At 71.1% G+C, this 17,078-nt stretch carries 18 protein-coding genes and 1 pseudogene; 9 read left to right on the top strand and 10 right to left on the bottom strand.

Annotated elements, in window-relative coordinates; genetic code table 11:
- The 4 genes from ACWGIC_RS41350 to rimP all read right to left on the bottom strand — a co-directional run.
- Positions 1–842 (bottom strand): translation initiation factor IF-2 N-terminal domain-containing protein (locus ACWGIC_RS41350; RefSeq protein WP_452081413.1); only part of this gene is annotated, 842 nt, incomplete at its 3' end.
- A gap of 88 nt (positions 843–930) precedes the next feature.
- Entirely contained in the window at positions 931–1,200 is a 270-nt protein-coding gene (locus ACWGIC_RS41345; protein WP_452081412.1) for a YlxR family protein, read from the bottom strand.
- Between the two features lie 122 nt (positions 1,201–1,322).
- Positions 1,323–2,381, bottom strand: a complete 1,059-nt coding sequence (gene nusA, locus ACWGIC_RS41340) for a transcription termination factor NusA (protein WP_452081411.1) — start codon at positions 2,379–2,381, stop codon at positions 1,323–1,325.
- Positions 2,378–2,902 carry a ribosome maturation factor RimP gene (rimP, locus tag ACWGIC_RS41335; RefSeq protein ID WP_452081410.1) on the bottom strand — a complete coding sequence of 175 codons (525 nt, stop codon included), beginning with the start codon at positions 2,900–2,902 and terminating at the stop codon, positions 2,378–2,380. The genes nusA and rimP overlap by 4 nt, the downstream gene beginning before the upstream one ends.
- Positions 2,903–3,063: 161 nt before the next feature.
- Here rimP and ACWGIC_RS41330 point away from each other — a divergent pair.
- Positions 3,064–3,951: pseudogene (locus tag ACWGIC_RS41330) on the top strand (ferritin-like domain-containing protein); the annotation flags it as partial.
- 66 nt (positions 3,952–4,017) lie between these two features.
- Here the strand turns inward: ACWGIC_RS41330 and ACWGIC_RS41325 are convergent.
- The 5 genes from ACWGIC_RS41325 to ACWGIC_RS41305 all read right to left on the bottom strand — a co-directional run bounded on the left by ACWGIC_RS41325 (position 4,018) and on the right by ACWGIC_RS41305 (position 8,663).
- Positions 4,018–4,683: a hypothetical protein gene (locus ACWGIC_RS41325; protein ID WP_452081409.1), complete on the bottom strand. Its 666-nt coding sequence runs from the start codon at positions 4,681–4,683 to the stop codon at positions 4,018–4,020.
- A gap of 55 nt (positions 4,684–4,738) precedes the next feature.
- Positions 4,739–5,749, bottom strand: a complete 1,011-nt coding sequence (locus ACWGIC_RS41320; protein WP_452081408.1) for an aminotransferase class V-fold PLP-dependent enzyme — start codon at positions 5,747–5,749, stop codon at positions 4,739–4,741.
- 10 nt (positions 5,750–5,759) lie between these two features.
- Entirely contained in the window at positions 5,760–6,524 is a 765-nt protein-coding gene (locus ACWGIC_RS41315) for an isocitrate lyase/PEP mutase family protein (RefSeq protein ID WP_452081407.1), read from the bottom strand.
- 73 nt (positions 6,525–6,597) lie between these two features.
- Positions 6,598–7,227 (bottom strand): GPP34 family phosphoprotein, encoded by a 630-nt coding sequence (locus tag ACWGIC_RS41310; protein WP_452081406.1) that lies wholly within the window; start codon positions 7,225–7,227, stop codon positions 6,598–6,600.
- Positions 7,224–8,663 carry an ArnT family glycosyltransferase gene (locus ACWGIC_RS41305; RefSeq protein ID WP_452081405.1) on the bottom strand — a complete coding sequence of 480 codons (1,440 nt, stop codon included), beginning with the start codon at positions 8,661–8,663 and terminating at the stop codon, positions 7,224–7,226. Before ACWGIC_RS41305 ends, ACWGIC_RS41310 begins: the two co-directional genes overlap by 4 nt.
- A gap of 168 nt (positions 8,664–8,831) precedes the next feature.
- Here ACWGIC_RS41305 and ACWGIC_RS41300 point away from each other — a divergent pair, with 168 nt between their 5' ends.
- Positions 8,832–10,043, top strand: coding sequence for a sensor histidine kinase (locus tag ACWGIC_RS41300; RefSeq protein ID WP_452081404.1), 1,212 nt, complete (start codon positions 8,832–8,834; stop codon positions 10,041–10,043).
- Positions 10,040–10,690, top strand: a complete 651-nt coding sequence (locus ACWGIC_RS41295; protein WP_452081403.1) for a response regulator — start codon at positions 10,040–10,042, stop codon at positions 10,688–10,690. Before ACWGIC_RS41300 ends, ACWGIC_RS41295 begins: the two co-directional genes overlap by 4 nt.
- A gap of 15 nt (positions 10,691–10,705) precedes the next feature.
- On the opposite strand, the gene ACWGIC_RS41290 is transcribed toward ACWGIC_RS41295, so the two are convergent.
- A complete protein-coding gene (locus ACWGIC_RS41290; RefSeq protein WP_452081402.1) occupies positions 10,706–11,383 on the bottom strand; it encodes an IclR family transcriptional regulator in 678 nt (225 codons plus the stop codon).
- 116 nt (positions 11,384–11,499) lie between these two features.
- On the opposite strand from ACWGIC_RS41290, the gene ACWGIC_RS41285 reads away from it, so the two are divergent.
- The 6 genes from ACWGIC_RS41285 (at position 11,500) to ACWGIC_RS41260 (ending at position 16,995) form a co-directional block, all read left to right on the top strand.
- Positions 11,500–11,919, top strand: coding sequence for a nuclear transport factor 2 family protein (locus ACWGIC_RS41285; protein WP_452081401.1), 420 nt, complete (start codon positions 11,500–11,502; stop codon positions 11,917–11,919).
- A gap of 84 nt (positions 11,920–12,003) precedes the next feature.
- On the top strand, positions 12,004–12,849 hold the full coding sequence (locus ACWGIC_RS41280; protein ID WP_452081400.1) for an SDR family NAD(P)-dependent oxidoreductase: 846 nt from the start codon (positions 12,004–12,006) through the stop codon (positions 12,847–12,849).
- Entirely contained in the window at positions 12,842–13,636 is a 795-nt protein-coding gene (locus tag ACWGIC_RS41275) for an SDR family NAD(P)-dependent oxidoreductase (RefSeq protein ID WP_452081399.1), read from the top strand. Before ACWGIC_RS41280 ends, ACWGIC_RS41275 begins: the two co-directional genes overlap by 8 nt.
- Entirely contained in the window at positions 13,633–15,039 is a 1,407-nt protein-coding gene (locus ACWGIC_RS41270; protein WP_452081398.1) for an FAD-dependent oxidoreductase, read from the top strand. Before ACWGIC_RS41275 ends, ACWGIC_RS41270 begins: the two co-directional genes overlap by 4 nt.
- A gap of 38 nt (positions 15,040–15,077) precedes the next feature.
- Positions 15,078–16,412 (top strand): MFS transporter, encoded by a 1,335-nt coding sequence (locus ACWGIC_RS41265; protein WP_452081397.1) that lies wholly within the window; start codon positions 15,078–15,080, stop codon positions 16,410–16,412.
- A gap of 43 nt (positions 16,413–16,455) precedes the next feature.
- Positions 16,456–16,995, top strand: a complete 540-nt coding sequence (locus tag ACWGIC_RS41260) for a MarR family winged helix-turn-helix transcriptional regulator (RefSeq protein ID WP_452081396.1) — start codon at positions 16,456–16,458, stop codon at positions 16,993–16,995.
- Positions 16,996–17,078 lie beyond the last annotated feature (83 nt).

Here is a 17,078-nt window from a genome sequence, read left to right as displayed (position 1 = left end):
CCGCCACCACCGGGACGACCGCCACCGCCGCCAGGACCGCCTCGGCCGCCGGCCGGTCCGGCCGGACGGGCGCGGCCCGGCATCATGCCGGGGTTCGGGCGCGGGGGCATGTTGCCCGGGCTCGGCCGGTTGCCGCCGCCCTGCCCGCCGGGACGCGGCGGACGCTCTCCGCCGCCCTGGCCGCCGCCGGGACGCGGGGGACGGTTGTCGCCGCCCTGGCCGCCGCCCGGACGCGGAGCGGGCGGACGCGGGGCCGGGGAACCGGACCCGACGCCGAACGGGTTGTTGCCGACCCGCGGGGTGCGCGGACCGGGCTTCGGGCCGCCGGGCTTGGGGCCCTGCGGCTTGGGCGGCACGACCGAACCGGCGGACGACGAGTCCTGCTGCTTCGGGGCCGGCTTGGGCGCGGCGGGCTCGGCCTTGGCGGCCGGAACCTCCTGCGCCGGGGCCGGCTGGGCCGGTGCGGGCGGGCGCGGTCCGGGACGCGGGCCGCCGGGCTTCGGGCCCGGGGACGCCGCCGGCTTGACCGCCTGCGGACCCGGCTTGACGGCCGGGGCCTGCTGCTGCGCGGGAGCCGGCTGGGCCGGTGCCTGCGGAGCCGCGCTCTGCTGCGGGGCGGGCGGCTTCGGGGCCGCCGGAGCGGGCCGCGGTCCCGGCGTGGGACCGGGCTTCTTCCCGCCCTTGGCGGGGTACGCGTCGCGGAGCCGGCGGGCGACGGGCGCCTCGACGGTGGACGACGCGGACTTCACGAACTCGCCCTGCTCCTTCAGCTTGGCGAGAACTTCTTTGCTGGTGATGCCGAGCTCCTTAGCGAGCTCGTGTACACGGGCCTTGCCTGGCACAGCTCTCCTCATCTAGGGGAGGCCAGGCGGGGACCCGCTGACCTCGTCCTTATCGTCGCGCGTTCATGGCTTCAGCTTCACGGCTGACTCATGACGGGTCGACCTGCTTCCTTGTATCTCGCGACCCCGGGTTTGTCCCGGCGTCGTTGTCCGCGGCGAACGCCGCGTGGTCGTGCAGCCCCGCGGTCTCGAGCGCACCCTGGGCCCGGAGAGCCCGGGGGAACGCCCGCTTCCGCTCGGCTTTGGCCAGGCAGCCCGTTCCGGGGTGCAGCCACGCACCCCGTCCCGGCAGCCGCCGACGTTCGTCGACGACCAGCCGCCCGTCCGCCGCGACCACGCGCAGCAGTTCACCGGTCAAGTCCCGTTTCCGGCAGCCGACACACGTGCGCACCGGTGACTGCCGGTGACGCTGGAGGTCGGGGGTGTCCCCAGTGGCCCTTCGCGGGACTTGAACCGTTGTCGAGTCTAGCGCCTGCACCTTCAGTCGGCCGAACCGGTTGCCGCGGCGGGCCGCGCCTGGCCGGCGTGGTCTTGCTCACTCTCGCCGGAAGCGGCCGGTTCGGCGGGGGCCGCGTCGCTGCGGATGTCGATCCGCCAGCCGGTGAGCCGGGCCGCGAGCCGGGCGTTCTGTCCTTCCTTGCCGATCGCGAGCGACAGCTGGAAGTCCGGGACGACGACCCTCGCCGTCTTGGCCCGCTCGTCCACGACACGCACCGAAACAACCTTCGCCGGCGACAAGGCATTCCCGACGAACTTGGCCGGGTCGTCGGACCAGTCGATGATGTCGATCTTCTCGCCGGCCAGCTCGCTCATCACATTGCGCACGCGCGCGCCCATCGGGCCGATGCAGGCGCCCTTGGCGTTGACGCCGGGGATGGTGGAGCGCACGGCGATCTTGGACCGGTGCCCCGGTTCGCGGGCGACCGCGGCGATCTCGACGGTGCCGTCGGCGATCTCCGGGACCTCCAGCGCGAACAGCTTGCGCACCAGGTTCGGGTGCGAACGCGACAGCATGATCTGCGGGCCGCGGTTGCTGCGCGACACCCCGAACACGAACGCCTTGATCCGGGTGCCGTGCTCGTAGGACTCCCCCGCGACCTGTTCGGCCTGCGGCAGCACGCCCTCGGTGTCGCCGACCTGGATCACGACCATGCCGCGGGCGTTGGCGCGCGCGTCGCGCTGCACCACGCCGGCCACGATCTCGCCCTCCTTGGCGGAGAACTCGCCGTAGGTCTTCTCGTGCTCGGCGTCGCGCAGCCGCTGCAGGATGACCTGGCGCGCGGTGGTGGCGGCGATCCGGCCGAAGCCCTCGGGGGTGTCGTCCCACTCCTCGTCGACCTCGCCGTCGGAGGCGAGCGTGTGCGCGAGGACCCGGACGAGGCCGGTCTTGCGGTCGATGTCGATGCGGGCGTGCGGCTGGTGGCCCTCGGTGTGCTTGTACGCGGTGAGCAGCGCGGTCTCGATGGCCTCGATGACCGTGTCGAAGGGGATGTCCTTGTCCCGTTCGATCGCCCGCAGCGCGGCGATGTCCACGTTCACTTCGACTCCTCCTTCTTGTCCTTGTCGTTCTCGTCCGCGGTCAACTGTTTGAGTTCGTCGGCGGGCGGTTGCTTGAATTCGACTTCCACCACGGCCTTCGCGACGGAGTCGTAGTGCACGTCCTTGATCCGGCCGTCCGCGAGCACGCGCGCGCTCTTGTCGCCGGCGTGCCCGACCCGGGCGAGGTAGGCGGAGCCTTCGACCGGCGTGATCTTGACGAGGCGGAACCGGGCGCGCCGCCAGTGCCGCTGCTGGGTGAGCGGCCGGTCGAGGCCCGGCGAGGTGACCTCGAGCGTGTAGGCGCTCGCCAGCACGTGCTCGTTCTCGTCGAGTGCGGCCGAGACGGTGCGGCTGACCTCCGCGACCTCGTCCAGCCCGACGCCGTCGTCGGAGTCGACGACCACCTTCACCAGCTGTCGCCGTCCGGCTTGCTGCACCTCGAGCGAGTCGAGGTCGAAACCCGCGGTCGTGACGGCTTCGGCCACGATCGGCTCCAGCCGGCTGGCGAGTTCGTTGGGCACGTGGAGCACTCCTGTTCGGCCGTCGTGACGCGCGCTGGTCACGGCTGTGGTCGGTGAAGGTCAAGCTTATCCTGCGCCCCCGCGAAGACGCGCGAGCGGCGGCGCACCCGGCGGGCCTGGCAGGATGGGCCGACGTGACCGCAGACCTCTCCCGGCGCGCCGTGCTGCGTCTGGGCGCACTGAGCGCCACTGTCGCCGCGGCTGTGCCGCTCGCCGCCTGCTCGGGCGGCTACGACGACGCCCCTGATCCGCTGGCTCCGCTGCTGGCGATGGCCGAGGCGGACGCCGCCGCGGCCAGGAAGCTGCCCTCCGGCGGCGACGCGGCCGGCCAGGTCGCCGACGCCAGAGCCGCGCAGGCGGCCGCGCTGAAGGCCGAGGTGGACCGGCTGAACCGGCCCAAGAAGGCGGCGAACGTCCCGCCCGCACCGGCCGCACTGGCCGGGTTCAAGGACCGGCTCGCCGCCGCGCGCAAGCAGGCGGAGGATCTGGTGCCCGCACTGCCTGCGTACCGGGCCGGGCTCGTCGCGTCGGTGGCCGCCGGATGCGCCGGGCTGCAGCGGGTCGCGCCGGAACTCGGGCCGGGGGAAGACGCGAAGGCTGCGGCAGCGCCGTCGTCGGTGCCGAAGGAAGCGGTGGATCCGCTGCAGAAGGCGCTGGCTGCCGAGCACGCCTCGTTGTGGGTGTACGGGCTGGTGACAGCGTTCCTGCCGGGCGACTTCGGGGACGCGGTGAAGACTGGGCGCGCGGAGCACACCGCGCGGCGTGACGCGGTGACGCAGATGATCACTTCGGCTTCAGCGACGCCGGTTGCGCCTGAAGCCGCGTACGTGCCGCCTAAGCCGGTTACGGACACCGCTTCGGCTGCCGCGCTGGTGGCCAGCGCGGAGGCGGACACGGCGGCGGCTTGGCTTGCCGTGCTCACGCATACCGACGATTCGGGGCTGCGCGGGATGGCGTTGCAGGCGCTGATCGCGGCGGCCCGGCGCGGGATGCCGTGGCGGCAGGAAGCGGGTCAGAAGCCCGCTGCGGTGGCCTTGCCGGGGCAGCCTGTGTGCGGGGGTATCGTTAGTGTGTTTGCGGGTTATACCCGTCTTACGCACTCACGAGGACAGGGGTCAGCGGAGCTTGCCGGACAGTTTCAGCGCGTTCTTCGCGATCCGGTTGAGCAGCTGTTTGTCGTGGTGCCCGTAGTAGAAGTCGGTGAGCACGATCGTCACCTCGGGGCCGGTGGCCTTCGACTCGTACTCGGCCTCGTTGCCGCTGAGTTTCGGGGCGTCGGTGTCATGGAAGGTGCCGTCGCGGACCAGGTCGCTCACGTTCCCGGTGCCGTCGCGGTCGGTGAGCTGTTTCAGCTCGGTCGCCTTCGCCGCGTCGGGCATCGTCACCAGCACGACCGAGACCAGCGCCTTCGCGTCGCCGGACTGCACCGTGTACAGCGCTCGCGCCAGCGACTTGCACGGGTTGTCCTGGAAGAACTTCTTGGCGCCCGAGTAGGCGTTGGCGACACAGTCGGTCGCCTTGACCGGGCCTTCGGCCAGCTTGTAGTCGAACGCGGGCTTCGCGGTCGTCGCCGGGGGTTCGGCGACCGGCTCGTCCGGCGTGCTGTCGTGCCGGATCAAGTACCAGACGAGCCCGGCCACGACGGCGATCGCCACGAGTCCGGCGCCGCGCAGCAGCAGGGCGCGGTTGCGCGGCGGGCCGGGCGGCGGACCCGGTTGCGCGGGCACGGCCGGGATCGGGGCCGTGTCCGAAGGACCGGGGGTGAAGTGCGGATGGGACACGCGAACACCGTAGTTCACCGCCTCCGCACGACTGACCCAGCCGCTGGGCTGGGCTTCAGCCCACCGCGTCCAGCACGCGTTCGACGTCGTCAGGGCCGTTGTAGAGATGGAAACCGACCCGTACCCGCCCGTTGCGGACGCTCGCGACGATCCCGGCGTCGGCGATCCGCGCCGGGTCGGCGTCCAGCGCCACGATCGCGGTCCCCTGCGGTTCCAGTCCCGCCGCGGTGCGCAGGGAATCGGCCAGGCCGGCGTTGTGTTCGCGCACCGCGGCGAGGTCCAGTGACGCCAAGTAGCCGAACGCCTCCGCTGCGCCAACGTGTGACAGCCACACCGGCGAAAGGTCGAACGCACGCGCGTTTCCGGCCAGGCGCAGCGGCATTCCGTACACCGCGGACCACGGGTCGTCGCCGGCGTACCAGTTCGCGGCGACCGGGCGGGTCCGCTCGTGCGCCCGCGGGTGCACCGCGAGCCAGGCGCAGCCGCGCGGCGAGAACAGCCATTTGTAGCCCGCGCAGACGATCCAGTCCGCCCACGCGACGTCCAGCGGCAGCCAGCCGGCGGCTTGCGTGACGTCGATCATGACCGGCACGTCCGCGGCTTCGGCGGCGGCGCGCAGCGCGGCGGTGTCGAGGAGCGCGCCGTCGGCGGACTGGGCGAGGCTGACCGCGACGAGGTCGTGGCCCTCGACGTGCTGTGCCAGCTTGGCGAGCGGCGCTTCGGTGACGTTCGCCCGCTGCGCGAACGGGAACGTGACGCTGGTGAATTCGCCCTCGGCGACCAGAACGCGGGCCTCCGGGGCCAGCCCGGCGGCGACGTTCGCCGCCAGCTGCGACACCGACGCGCCGATCGCCACCCGCTCCGCCGGAACCCCGGCGAGCCGCGCGAATCCGCTGCGGGAACGGGATACCGCCTCGTCGAAGTCCGAGGGGGTGTCCTGTCCGGTGCGCCACCGGCTCACCGCGGCGTCGACCGCTTCGGCGACGGGCGTCGGCGGGATCCCGATGCTGGGCGTGTTGAGATACCCCGCCGGGACGGCGAAGTCGGTGTTTCCTCCGAAGATCATGTTGCCCAGATTACGGGAGCAATGCCGTGATCTCACCGTATGACGGCGGCTTCAGCGGCAGCTCAGTCCCTTCGCGGGCAGCGTCCACTGTGGCCAGTGCGGCGGAAAGCGCTACGCGGTAAGGCGTCGAGCCGAGACTGACCCTCGCCACGCCCAGTGAAGCCAATTCTGAGAAAGTGGCTTTCCCAGGCAGGTGCAGGAGGTTCACCGGCACCTCGACCGCTTCGACCAGTTCCGTCACGTCAGCGGGATCGTGCAGGCCGGGAACGAAGACGCAGTCGGCGCCAGCGTCGGCGTACGCGCGGGCCCGGGTGATGGCGTCCGCGACCGGCCCGGTGCCGAGCCAGTGCGTGTCGGTGCGCGCGTTGAGGAACACGCCGGGGACTCGTTCGCGGACCTTGGCCAGCAGTGCGGCCTGAACGACGATCGGCGCGAGGGTGTCGGCTCGGCCGTCTTCCAGGTTGACTCCTGCGACCCCGGCGTCGGCCAGTTCCGCGACGAGGTCAGCCACTTCCGCCGGGTCGGCGCTGAACCCGTCGGCGAGGTCGACGCTGACCAGGATGTCCAGCGGTGCCAGCGATTTCGCCAGCGCGACGGTCGCCGCGCGGGATTCCGGGGCCCCGTCGGCGAGCCCGGCGGCGGCCGAAACGCCGAGGCTGGTGGTGCCGACTGCCGGGTGGCCGGCCTCGGCGAGGGCGGCGGCGAAGCCGAACTCCCAGACATTCGGCAGCAACAGCGGACGGCCCGGGACGTGCAGCGCGGCGAAGGAGGTCATGGCCGCCACGGTACGACGTCCACGCTTCGGCGGCGGCCGAACCGTCGGTCAGCCCCCTCGGCTGACCGAAAGCTCAGCCTCCGGAACCTCCGGAGAACGCCGCGATCCGCGCCGCCCGGCGGCCCGCTACGGCCTTGCGAAGCGCCGGAACCACCGGTCCGGCGAGCTTCTCGAGTTCCTTCAGCCGGTCGGCGTGGCGACGCGCGTCCGATCGGGACATCCCGGCTCCGGAGGCCGCGGCCAGTGTCGCCAGCGCCGCGGCGGAAGCGTCCACTTCGGACAGTGGGGCGGTCAAGGCGCGGTCGAGCCGCGCGTGCGCTTCGCGTACTCGCGACGGGTCGGAAGGGACCAGAACCTTGCGGTGCAGAAACGAACTGCTGCCCTCTTCGAGCAGCCCCGCCGCGGAGAGTTGCGTTTCCAGCGACTGCAGCGTGTCGTTCTTGCCGCGGCGCAGCAACGCCCGCCAGGAAGCCGGTTTGTGCGCGCGAAGGTCGGCCAGCAGGTCGTCGAGCAGGAGGTCGCCGGCCGGTGCGGCGTCAGTCGGTTCGGCGTGGCCGCGCCGGTCGCGGAGGTTGCCGCGCAGCACCAGGTCGGTCACCGCGGCGGCGCGGACCAGCAGGGCCGCTCGGGGGCGGCGGGATACCGGGCCGCCGTCCGGGTCGCAGGCGAGGAAATACGCTCGCGCGGGCAAGGAATCGCTCATTGTTTCTTCACCTCTGGCCAGATCGTTTCCCAGGATTGCTTCCGCCCGGTGTACAGCCACATCAGCCCGGGCACCACTTCGGTCACCGAAGAGAAGTACGGTCGCAGCAACGCCGGATCGAAGCCCGCGAAAAGCACGTTCCGCGCGGAATCCGGCGGCCGGTCGAAGTACCAGTATCCCCGATGTCCACTGTAGACATTGTCGATCCCGTACCGCGGCCCGTAGTACTCCACGGCCGCGGCGAACGGATAGATTTCCCCGTATACGGCGGTTTCCCGGCGCACGGATTCCGGCAGCGACCGATACGTCTGCCCGACGCCGTCCGCCAATTGCTGTTGCGCGGTCTCCCCGGCCGCGAACACCGTGCCGAGCGAAAACGGCCCGAACGACGTCGCTTTCATCGAAGCGGGCCACACCGGCAGCCCGGCGACCGTGACCGCGGCCGAAAGCGCGAAAGCGATCCCGACCGGAATTTTCCACCACCGCACCAGATTCCGTCGCGAAAGCTCCGTCGCGGCGGCGGCGAACGGCAGCGAGTACAGGCTCATCACATAGTACGAGCGGCCGTGCGTCCCGACGATCACCGCGACGACCAGCAGCAACGCCACCGCGAGGTAGCGGTACGGCACCAGGTCGGGCGAACGCAGAAGCCGCCACATCCCGTACAGCAGAGCCAGTACACCGATTCCCATTCCCGCGCCGAGCAAACCGTCGCGCGCGAAGCCGAGGTAGCCGGGGAATTCCGCCGCGACGACTTCGCCCATCCGGGTGTAAGCCCAGCCGTGCGTGGCTTGCCACAGGAACGTCGGCAGGGTGGCCGCCACGGCGATCAGCGCGCCCAGCCACAGCTTCGGCCGGGACACCAGCTTGCGCGGCCCGAAGACCAGCGCGGACACCAGCACCGCGCCCCACAGCGCGGGAATCAGGAATTTCGTCTGCAGCGAGATCGCGGTGACGACTCCGGCCCATACGAGCAGACCGTCGCGCCGGGTCCGGGTCCAGCGCACGAGCAGGAAGACCACGAGCGTCCAGAAGAACGGGTCCAGCGCGTACGTGGCGACCCAGTGGCTGATGATCATCAGCCCCGAAGTCGCATACGCCCCGGCCGCCATCAGCTGGGCACCGCGGCCGCCGCCCAGTTCGCGGGCGGTCAGCGCGGTGACCACGACCCCGGCGCCGGCCGCGAGCGCCATCGGCAAGCGCAGCGCGACCAGCGACCCGGGGAACCACTGGTCCAGCGTCCCGGCCAGCAGCGGGACGAGCGGCGGCTGGTCGAAATACCCCCAGGCCAGGTGATCTCGACCAGCCACGAGGAAGTACAGCTCGTCGAACCCGTGCGCGTACCGCGTGCTCGTCGCCACCAGCAGCGCGACGACACCCGCCGCGACCGCCAGCACCGGCAGCCGGGCGAACCGCGGGATTCCTTCGCTCGTCATGGCGTCGAGTCCACCGCGGCGCAGGGGTGCGGGGTAAGCGTGCTCGGTAGCGACTCGCAGCGACGAAAGTGGATCATTCCCGGCCCGGCCGCAACTTTCGGCGGTAACCCGCCACCCGGGCGGTGCGGATCCGGCGCGGCCGCGCGGGCGAACGGATACCGTGACCGGGTGACCAGCACGTGCCGCTCCTGGCCGCGGTCGACCGACTGGCTCTGGCTGGGCGGCACCGCGCTGGTGTTCGCCTGCCTCGACTTCGGGCTTTTCCTCGCCGCCGGGCCCACCACCGGATTCCTCGGGCCGTACGCGACGCTCGTGCTGGAACTCGTCTGCGACGCGTCGCTGCTTCTCCTGGCGCGCTTCCCGAACGGCGTGGCCGGTTTGCTGATCGTGGCGTCGCTGGCGATGCTGGCGTCCGACCTCTTCTCCCCCGGCCTGCTCGTGCCCACCCGCCAGCCGACGCTGATGACCGTCCCCACGATCACGCCGATCGTGCTGGCGCAGCTCGTCCGGCAGATGGACCGGCGCCGTCTGCTGTGGATCGCCGGGTTCCTGGCGCTGCTGGCGACGCGGCCGTGGAACCCGGCCTGGAACACGACGCCGTTCGGCCTGCTGAGCACCGCGCTGCCGGTGGCGATCTCGCTGTATTTCGAGGCACGGCGGCAGTTGCTGAGTTCGCTGCGAGACCGGGCCGAACGCGCGGAACGCGAACAGCATCTGCTCGCCGAACAGGCGCTGGCGGCCGAGCGGCGAAGGCTGGCGAGCGAGATGCACGACGTGGTCACGCACCGGCTGAGCCTGATGGTGCTGCACGCCGGCGCGCTCGGGCTGACCTCGCCGGATCCGTCGGTGAAGTCGGCCGCGGAGGACATCCGGCGCGAGGGCGCGCACGCCTTGGACGAGCTGCGCGACCTGGTCGGCGTGCTGCGCAACGGCACCGGAATCGAACCGCCGGTGCCGAATCCGCCGCTGCCCGGCGAGGTGGCGGACCTGGTCGCCGAGTCGGTCGCGGTCGGCATCGAAACCGAGCTTTCGGTGACCGGGGACCGGACGTCGGTGTCGCCGACTGTCGCGCGCACCGCGTACCGGGTGGTGCAGGAAGGGCTGACCAACATCCGCAAGCACGCGCCGGGCTGCTCGGCGACGGTTTCGCTGCGTTATCACCCGGGCGGGCTGGACGTGGCTGTCGTCAACACCAGCCCGACCCGGCCGCCGGACGCGGCGCTCGCGGGCAGTGGCTCCGGCGCGGGGCTGAGCGGCCTGCGCCAGCGCGTCGAACTCGTCGGCGGCAGTTTCGAAGCGGGACCGGTGCCCGGCGGAGGATTCCGGATCGGTGCGATACTGCCCGCCTACGTCCCGACCACGGAAGGTGCTGCCCGGTGATCACGGTCGTGGTGGCCGACGACGAGCCGATGGTGTGCGCGCATCTGCGCACGATCCTCGGCTCGGCCGGCGACATCGAGGTAGTCGCGCAGGCGCAGGACGGAGCCGAAGCGGTCGAGGAGGTCGTCCGGCACCGGCCTTCGGTGGTGCTGATGGACCTGCGGATGCCCGGCGTGGACGGGCTGGCCGCGATCGAACGGATCTGCGCGCTGCCGGAACCGCCCGCGGTGGTGGCGCTGACGACGTTCGACGCGGACACCTACGTCATCCGCGCGCTCCGCGCGGGCGCGGCCGGGTTCCTGGTGAAGTCGACGCCGCCGGAGGATCTGATCGGCCTGGTGCGCGTCGCCGCCGACGGGCACACCGTGCTGTCGCCGTCGGCCGCGCGCCGGCTGGTCGCGCTGTCGTCGGACGGCCACCGCCGCGACGACGAAGCCCGCCGCCGGACCGCCGGGTTGACCGAGCGGGAACGGGAAGTGCTGGCTTGCCTTGGCGAAGGACTGTCCAATGCGGACATCGCCGGGCGACTGCATCTGGCGGAGGCGACAGTGAAGAGCTACGTGTCGCGGATGCTGGTGAAGCTCGACTGCACGAACCGGACCCAGGCCGGGCTGCTCGCGCACGAAGCCGGGCTCGTCGGCCGCTGACTATTTCACCGCTGACTATTTCAGCAGCGAACCCAAGCGCTGCGCTGACGCCACCACGAGCCGGCCCAGTTCGTCCGGGTCCGGGGCCTCGAACAACGACAGCCCGATGCTTGTGCCCGGCGCGTCGCGGCCGGTCGGCACCACCGCGGAAATCCCGGTGATCCCCGGCGCGATCTCCCCCACCGACACCGCGTAGCCCCGGCTCCGGGCGCGGGTGATCTCCTCGCGTTCCCCTTCGACCGGCGGTTCCGCCGCGAGCAGCGCGAGCCCGGCCGACCCGCGCCCGATCGGGTCCAGCTGGCCGCTGCGGAACGAGACGTGCATCCGCGCCTGCCGCGGTTCCACGATCATCAGCATCCGCACCTGTTCGGCGTTTTCGCGGACCACCAGGTGCGCCGACGCGCGGCCGGCGTCCGAAAGCTCCTCCAGCACCGGGCGCGCGAGCGTGCGCAGGTCCTGTTCCACCGGCTCGGCCAGGCGCACGAGACCGGTGCCGAGCGAGATCCGCTTGAACCGGTCGCGCCGGCAGAGATGGTGCGCCTCCAGGGTGCGCACCAGCCGGTGCGCGACCGTGCGGTGCACGCCGATCCCCTCGGCGATCTCGGTCATCGTGAGCCCCTGCGGGTGCTCCACCAGCAGCTCCAGCACCTGAAGCCCGTGGCTCAGCGTCTTCGACGTCCCCGATTCGGACACACGGCTCCCTTGACGACAGTTGCCCGGCGACCTACTGTTCCTACATATCGCACGGTGCGTGCGAATATAGCACGTTTGCCGTTCGAGGCAACCACCCCGCGGATCGAGGTTCGGAGATGAGCGAAGTCCCCGTCGAGGACGTGCTGGCGGTGCATCAGCTCTACGGCCGCCAGAGCCACGCCATCGACTCCGGGCAGGCCGCGCGCTGGGCCGCCACGTTCACCCCGGACGGGGAGTTCGTCTCGCCCAGCTATCCGGAACCGGAGGCCGGCACGGCCGCGCTGACCGCGTTCGCCGAGCGGTTCCACGCCGGGTGCGTCGAATCCGGAGAACGGCTGCGGCACGTGGTGTCCACTGTGGAAGTCCAGTCAGGACAGACCGAGGATGCCTTGCGAGCGCTCGCTTATCTGCAGATCGTCGGAACGCCGGAAGGCGGTTCCCCGCGACTGCACCGGCTCACCGTGCTGGACGACGAACTCGTGCGCACCGCGGAAGGCTGGCGCGTGCGCCGCCGCACCGTGCACCGCGAGCCCTGACCAGGTTGTGAGTGTTTATGCCGGTTAGAACCGGCATAAACACTCACAACACCCAACCCAAGCCCCACGCAAGGAGAACCACCCATGCCCGCCCCGCTTCCCCCTCTCACTCCCACCGGCCCCGGCCGGGTGCTGCACCAGCCCGCGACCGCGCGGTACCCGGAGATGCCGGGCAAGGTCGCCGTGGTCACCGGCGCGGCCCGCGGCATGGGCGCGCGGTTCGCCGCCGGTCTCGCCACCCGCGGGGTGCACGTGGTGGGCGGCGATCTCGACGCCGCCGCGATGACCGCCACCGCCGACGAGCTGACCGCCGCGCTGGCCGCGGAGTCCATTGAGGACAAGCCGGGCCGGATCGTCGCGTCCGCTTTGGACGTCACCCGCGCGCAGGACCACGTCGCGCTCGCCCAGCGCGCGATCGACGAGTTCGGCCGCATCGACTTCTGGGTCAACAACGCCGGGATCTTCCCCTACGCCGAGGTTCCCGACATCACCCCGGAGCAGATCCGCTCGACGCTTTCGGTGAACGTCGAGGGTGTGCTGTTCGGCGCGCAGGCCGCGGCGGTGCGGATGGAACCGGGCAGCGCGATCGTCAACATGGCGTCGGTGTCCGCGGTCCGCGTGCGCAAGGGACGCGCGGCGTACTGCAGTTCCAAGGCGGCCGTCGCGCACCTCACCGAATCGCTCGCGGTGGAACTCGGCGACCAGGGCATCCGGGTCAACGCCATCGCCCCTGGCTACATCGACACCGAGATGACCCGCTGGATCCAGGACGACGCGCCCGCGCTGGCGAAGGCGCTCGACGCGGTGCCGCTGCACCGCATCGGCTCGCCGGAAGAGGTGTGCAGCGTGCTGCTGTTCCTGCTTTCGGACAGCTCGCGCTACGTGACCGGGCACAGCCTCGCGGTCGACGGCGGCTCCCGGCATGTCTGACGCCACCGAAGCCGTGCGCTACCCGGACGTCGTGCTCGTGACGGGCGCGGCGAACGGGATGGGCGCGCAGCACGCCCGCGCGCTCGGCGAACGCGGCGTGCACGTCTGCGTCGCGGATTTCGCCGGCGCGGACGAAATCGCGGACGAGATCCGCGCGGCGGGCGGGGCGGCGACACCGTACACAATGGACGTCGTCGAACCGGCGCAGTGGGCTCGGGTGCTCGACCGGATCCGCGCCGAGCACGGCACGCTCGGCGGGCTCGTGAACAACGCCGGGATCTCGCGGCGGCTGGAATTCCAGGACACCACCGCCGAGGTCTGGGACCGGGTGCTGGCGGTGAACCTGTCCGGGCCGTTCCACGGGATGCGCGCGGCCGCGCCGCTGATGCGCGATTCCGGCGGCGGTTCGATCGTGAACATCTCGTCTATCTCCGGCCAGATCGGGTACTTCTCCCCCGCCTATTCGGCGAGCAAATGGGGGCTGACCGGACTGTCGAAGTCCGCCGCGGGCAATTTCGCGAAGTGGCGGATCCGAGTCAACTCCGTCCACCCGGGACTGGTCGACACCGGGCTGCTGGCCGGAGCGGACGGCTTCGTCAAGTCCGCTGTGGACAGTGTGCCCGCCGGAAGGATGGCCGACCCCAGGGAAATCACCGACACGGTGCTGTTCCTGCTGTCGGACCGCTCCACCTACCTGACCGGAAGCGAGGTCACCGTGGACGGCGGTCTCGTCTCCAACGGTCTCTACCATCGCATTCTCGCCGAAGCCGGAGGTGATCTGGGATGAGCGTCGACGCTGACGTCGTGGTGATCGGCGGGGGCGGCGCGGGTTTGGCCGCAGCCGTGTCCGCGGCCGAGCACGGTGCCTCGGTGATGCTGTTCGAGTCGGAAAAGGAACTCGGCGGCTCGACCCAGCTGTCCGCGGGCATGCTCACCGCAGCGGGCACGAGCGTCCAGCGCGCGCTGGGCATCGAGGACACGCCGGAGCGGTTCTTCCAGCACTACCTCGACCTCAACCAGTGGCAGCTGAAACCCGGCCTGCTCAAGACTTTCTGCCGCGAGGCCGGTCCTGCCGTCGAATGGCTGATCGGGCTCGGCGCGGAGATCCCGGCGAAGGTGTCGCACGACGCGCACACGCCGGGCCTGACCCGCGCGGGCGTTGAGGACGTCTGGCGCGGGCATGTGCCGAAGGATCAGGGTTACGGCCTCGTCCAGGTGCTCGACCGCGCGCGCCGCAAGGCCGGGGCCGAAGCGGTGCTGAACACCCGGGTCGAACGGCTGCTCGTGGAGGACGGCCGGGTCGCCGGAGTCGTCGCGGACGGCATCGAGGTCCGGGCGAACGCGGTGATCGTGACCAGCGGCGGGTTCGCCCAGGACCCCGCGCTGCGCACGCGGTACTACCCGGACGCGGACGCGGCGGGCGAGGATCTGTTCGTCGTCGCCGCGCCCGGCTCCCGGGGCGACCACTTCGCGTTCGGCGAGCAGGTGTCCGCCTCGATCACCGGCGAGGGCTGGGGATTGCTCCTGCCGACCGCGTATTTCCAGCGCCTGCACCACTGGCAGTCCGGTTTCCCGCCGCGCTCGCGGGTACTGGTCAACGCGCACGGCCGCCGGTTCATGGACGAGGACGCGTCGTACGCGGTGTCCAGCGGCATCATCTCCGCGCAGGACGGTCCAGTGTGGATGGTCTTCGACGACCAAGCCCGTCGCGACCTCCCGCCGGGCTACGCGCATTGGAACGCCGACCACGTACTGTCCGAAGCGGACGCTGGCCGCACCCTTCGCGCGGACACGCTGGAGGAACTGGCGGGCAAGATGAACGTGCCCGCAGATGCTCTCCGGGCCACTGTGGACAGATGGAACGCCCAGCTCCCCACCGGCGAAGACCCGGAGTTCCTGCGGCACGAAACCCTGTCCGCCAAGGGCGCGACCGAACCGCCCGCGAAAATCGGCGTCGCACCGTTCTTCGCCGCCCGCACGCTGCCCGCTGAACTGGTCTGCACGCACGCCGGGCTGGAGATCGACTCCAGCGCCGCGGTGCTCGACGTCCGCGGCGACCGTGTGCCCGGGTTGTTCGCCGCGGGCGAGGCCGGGGCCGGAGTGCTGGGCTTCCGTTATGTCGGCGGCGGCAACGCGGTCGCCAACGCCGTCACTATGGGCCGCATCGCCGGTCGCTCCGCCGCTGCCTGATCTTTCAGAGTTACTGCTCACCGTCGAGGAGAACCCCCATGTCCGTCCCCGCCGCAGCCGCCACCACGGCGGACTCCCCGCTGGCCAGACGCACCGTCCGGAAGGTCGGCGTCCGCGTCATGCCGATCGTCCTGCTGCTCTACATCTTCAACTACATGGACCGGGCGAACATCGGCTACGCCCAGCTCGGCATGGCCAAAGAGCTCACCATCACGGCCGCGACCTTCGGCGTGGCGTCGGCGATCTTCTTCCTCGCCTACGTGGTGTTCGAGGTCCCCAGCAACATGATCATGAAGAAGGTCGGGGCCCGGCTGTGGCTCAGCCGGATCGCGGTCAGCTGGGGCATCGTGACCGTGCTGACCGGGTTCGTCGCGAGCGTGACGCACCTGATGATCGCGCGGATCCTGCTCGGCATCGCCGAGGCGGGCCTGTTCCCCGGGCTGCTGCTGTACTTGACCTTCTGGTTCCGGGGCAAGGAACGCGGCAGGGCCATCGCGACGCTCGCGCTCGCCCAGCCGATCGCGCTGATCCTCGGCAGCCTGTTCGGCGGCTGGATCCTCGACCACGTGCACTGGTTCGGCATGAGCAGCTGGCAGTGGGTGTTCATCCTGCAGGGCGCGCCCGCGGTGCTGATCGGCCTGCTGACCTTCTTCTACCTGCCGAACAAGCCCGCCGACGCGAAGTTCCTGACCGCCGAGGAAAGCTCCTGGCTGCAGGCCGAGATCGACCGCGAGTACGTGCCCGAGGAGAAGGAAACGTTCCTCGGCCAGCTGCGGGCGGTGCGCGACGGCAAGGTGCTGCTGCTGGCGATTTCCAACCTCTTCATCGCCTGCGGCCTGTACGGGCTCACGTTCTTCCTGCCGCTGATCGTGAAGCAGCTCGACCCGAAGTACTCCTCCACCAACATCGGCCTGCTCGGCGCGATCCCGTACGTGGTCGGTGCGATCGGCATGCTCCTGCTCGCCCGCAACTCCGACCGCACCGGCGAGCGCAAGGGCCACGTGATCGCCACCGTGCTGCTGGCGGCGATCGGGTTCTTCGGCGCGATCCAGTTCAAGACCGTGCCGGCGTTGTCGCTGATCAGCCTGTCGCTGGCGGCGATCGGCGTGCTCGGCTACCTCGCGCCGTACTGGGCGATGGCCGCGCGCGTGCTGTCGAAGGAGCACACGGCGGTCGGGCTGGCCGCGATCAACTCGATCGCCGCGCTCGGCGGGTTCTTCGGGCCTTACGCGATCGGGCTCGCGGCCACCGAGACCGACGTGACGATCGGGCTGTACTTCCCGATCGGCTGCCTGCTCGTCGCCGCGGCGATGCTGACGTTCCTGAAGGTGCCGCGCGACGCGGGCGCCCGCTTGGCTCGTCCGGTGAAGTAGTTTCGAGTTTGATTATCCCGGCGGCGCGGTTACAGTGCTGTCCATGCAGGACCCCGCCGCGCCGCCGGACCCGGACTCGCTCGACTTCTGGTCGTTCATCGCGCTGGCCAACCGCAGGCTTTCGCAGGAGTACGGGTTCCGCCACCAGCTGGCGACCGAGGTGCTGCTGACGCTGAACCGGGCGTCGAACCTGGTCACCTACGACCTCGAATCCGCCGTGCACCGGCCGCGCGGGCGGTCGTGGTCGGCGTTCCGGGTGCTGTTCGTGGTGTGGCTGGCCGGGCCGCTCGAACCGTCCGCCGCCGCGCGGCTGACCGGGATGAGCCGGGCGGCCGTGTCGAATCTGGCGAAAACCCTGGTCGCGGAGGGTCTGCTGACGCGGACGCCGGGCGAGACGGACGGCCGCTCGGTGCGGTTGTCGCTGACCGATGCCGGGCACGCCGAGATGCTCGAGGTGTTCGAGGCGCAGAACGAACGCGAGGCCGGGTGGGTCGAGGTGCTCACCGAGGCCGAGCAGCGCGTGCTGGTGATGCTGCTGGACAAGCTCATCTCCGGCCGGGCCGGGTTCGCCACCCGCCGCTAGCCCTGACCCGCTGTCCGTGAAGGGCTCCTTGAGGGAATCTGATTCCCTGAAGGAGCCCTTCTCGGACAGCCGCCAGACCCTTA

It is taken from the genome of Amycolatopsis sp. NPDC054798, from assembly GCF_053611505.1.
This window is presented reverse-complemented; position numbering and strand designations above follow the sequence as displayed.

Coding starts and splice junctions, on each gene's coding strand:
- ACWGIC_RS41320 (WP_452081408.1), bottom strand. CDS start 5,749: ATGATCTTCGGAGGAAACACCGACTTCGCCGTCCCGGCGGGGTATCTC.
- ACWGIC_RS41315 (WP_452081407.1), bottom strand. CDS start 6,524: ATGACCTCCTTCGCCGCGCTGCACGTCCCGGGCCGTCCGCTGTTGCTG.
- ACWGIC_RS41310 (WP_452081406.1), bottom strand. CDS start 7,227: ATGAGCGATTCCTTGCCCGCGCGAGCGTATTTCCTCGCCTGCGACCCG.
- ACWGIC_RS41305 (WP_452081405.1), bottom strand. CDS start 8,663: ATGACGAGCGAAGGAATCCCGCGGTTCGCCCGGCTGCCGGTGCTGGCG.
- ACWGIC_RS41285 (WP_452081401.1), top strand. CDS start 11,500: ATGAGCGAAGTCCCCGTCGAGGACGTGCTGGCGGTGCATCAGCTCTAC.
- ACWGIC_RS41280 (WP_452081400.1), top strand. CDS start 12,004: ATGCCCGCCCCGCTTCCCCCTCTCACTCCCACCGGCCCCGGCCGGGTG.
- ACWGIC_RS41275 (WP_452081399.1), top strand. CDS start 12,842: ATGTCTGACGCCACCGAAGCCGTGCGCTACCCGGACGTCGTGCTCGTG.
- ACWGIC_RS41270 (WP_452081398.1), top strand. CDS start 13,633: ATGAGCGTCGACGCTGACGTCGTGGTGATCGGCGGGGGCGGCGCGGGT.
- ACWGIC_RS41265 (WP_452081397.1), top strand. CDS start 15,078: ATGTCCGTCCCCGCCGCAGCCGCCACCACGGCGGACTCCCCGCTGGCC.
- ACWGIC_RS41260 (WP_452081396.1), top strand. CDS start 16,456: ATGCAGGACCCCGCCGCGCCGCCGGACCCGGACTCGCTCGACTTCTGG.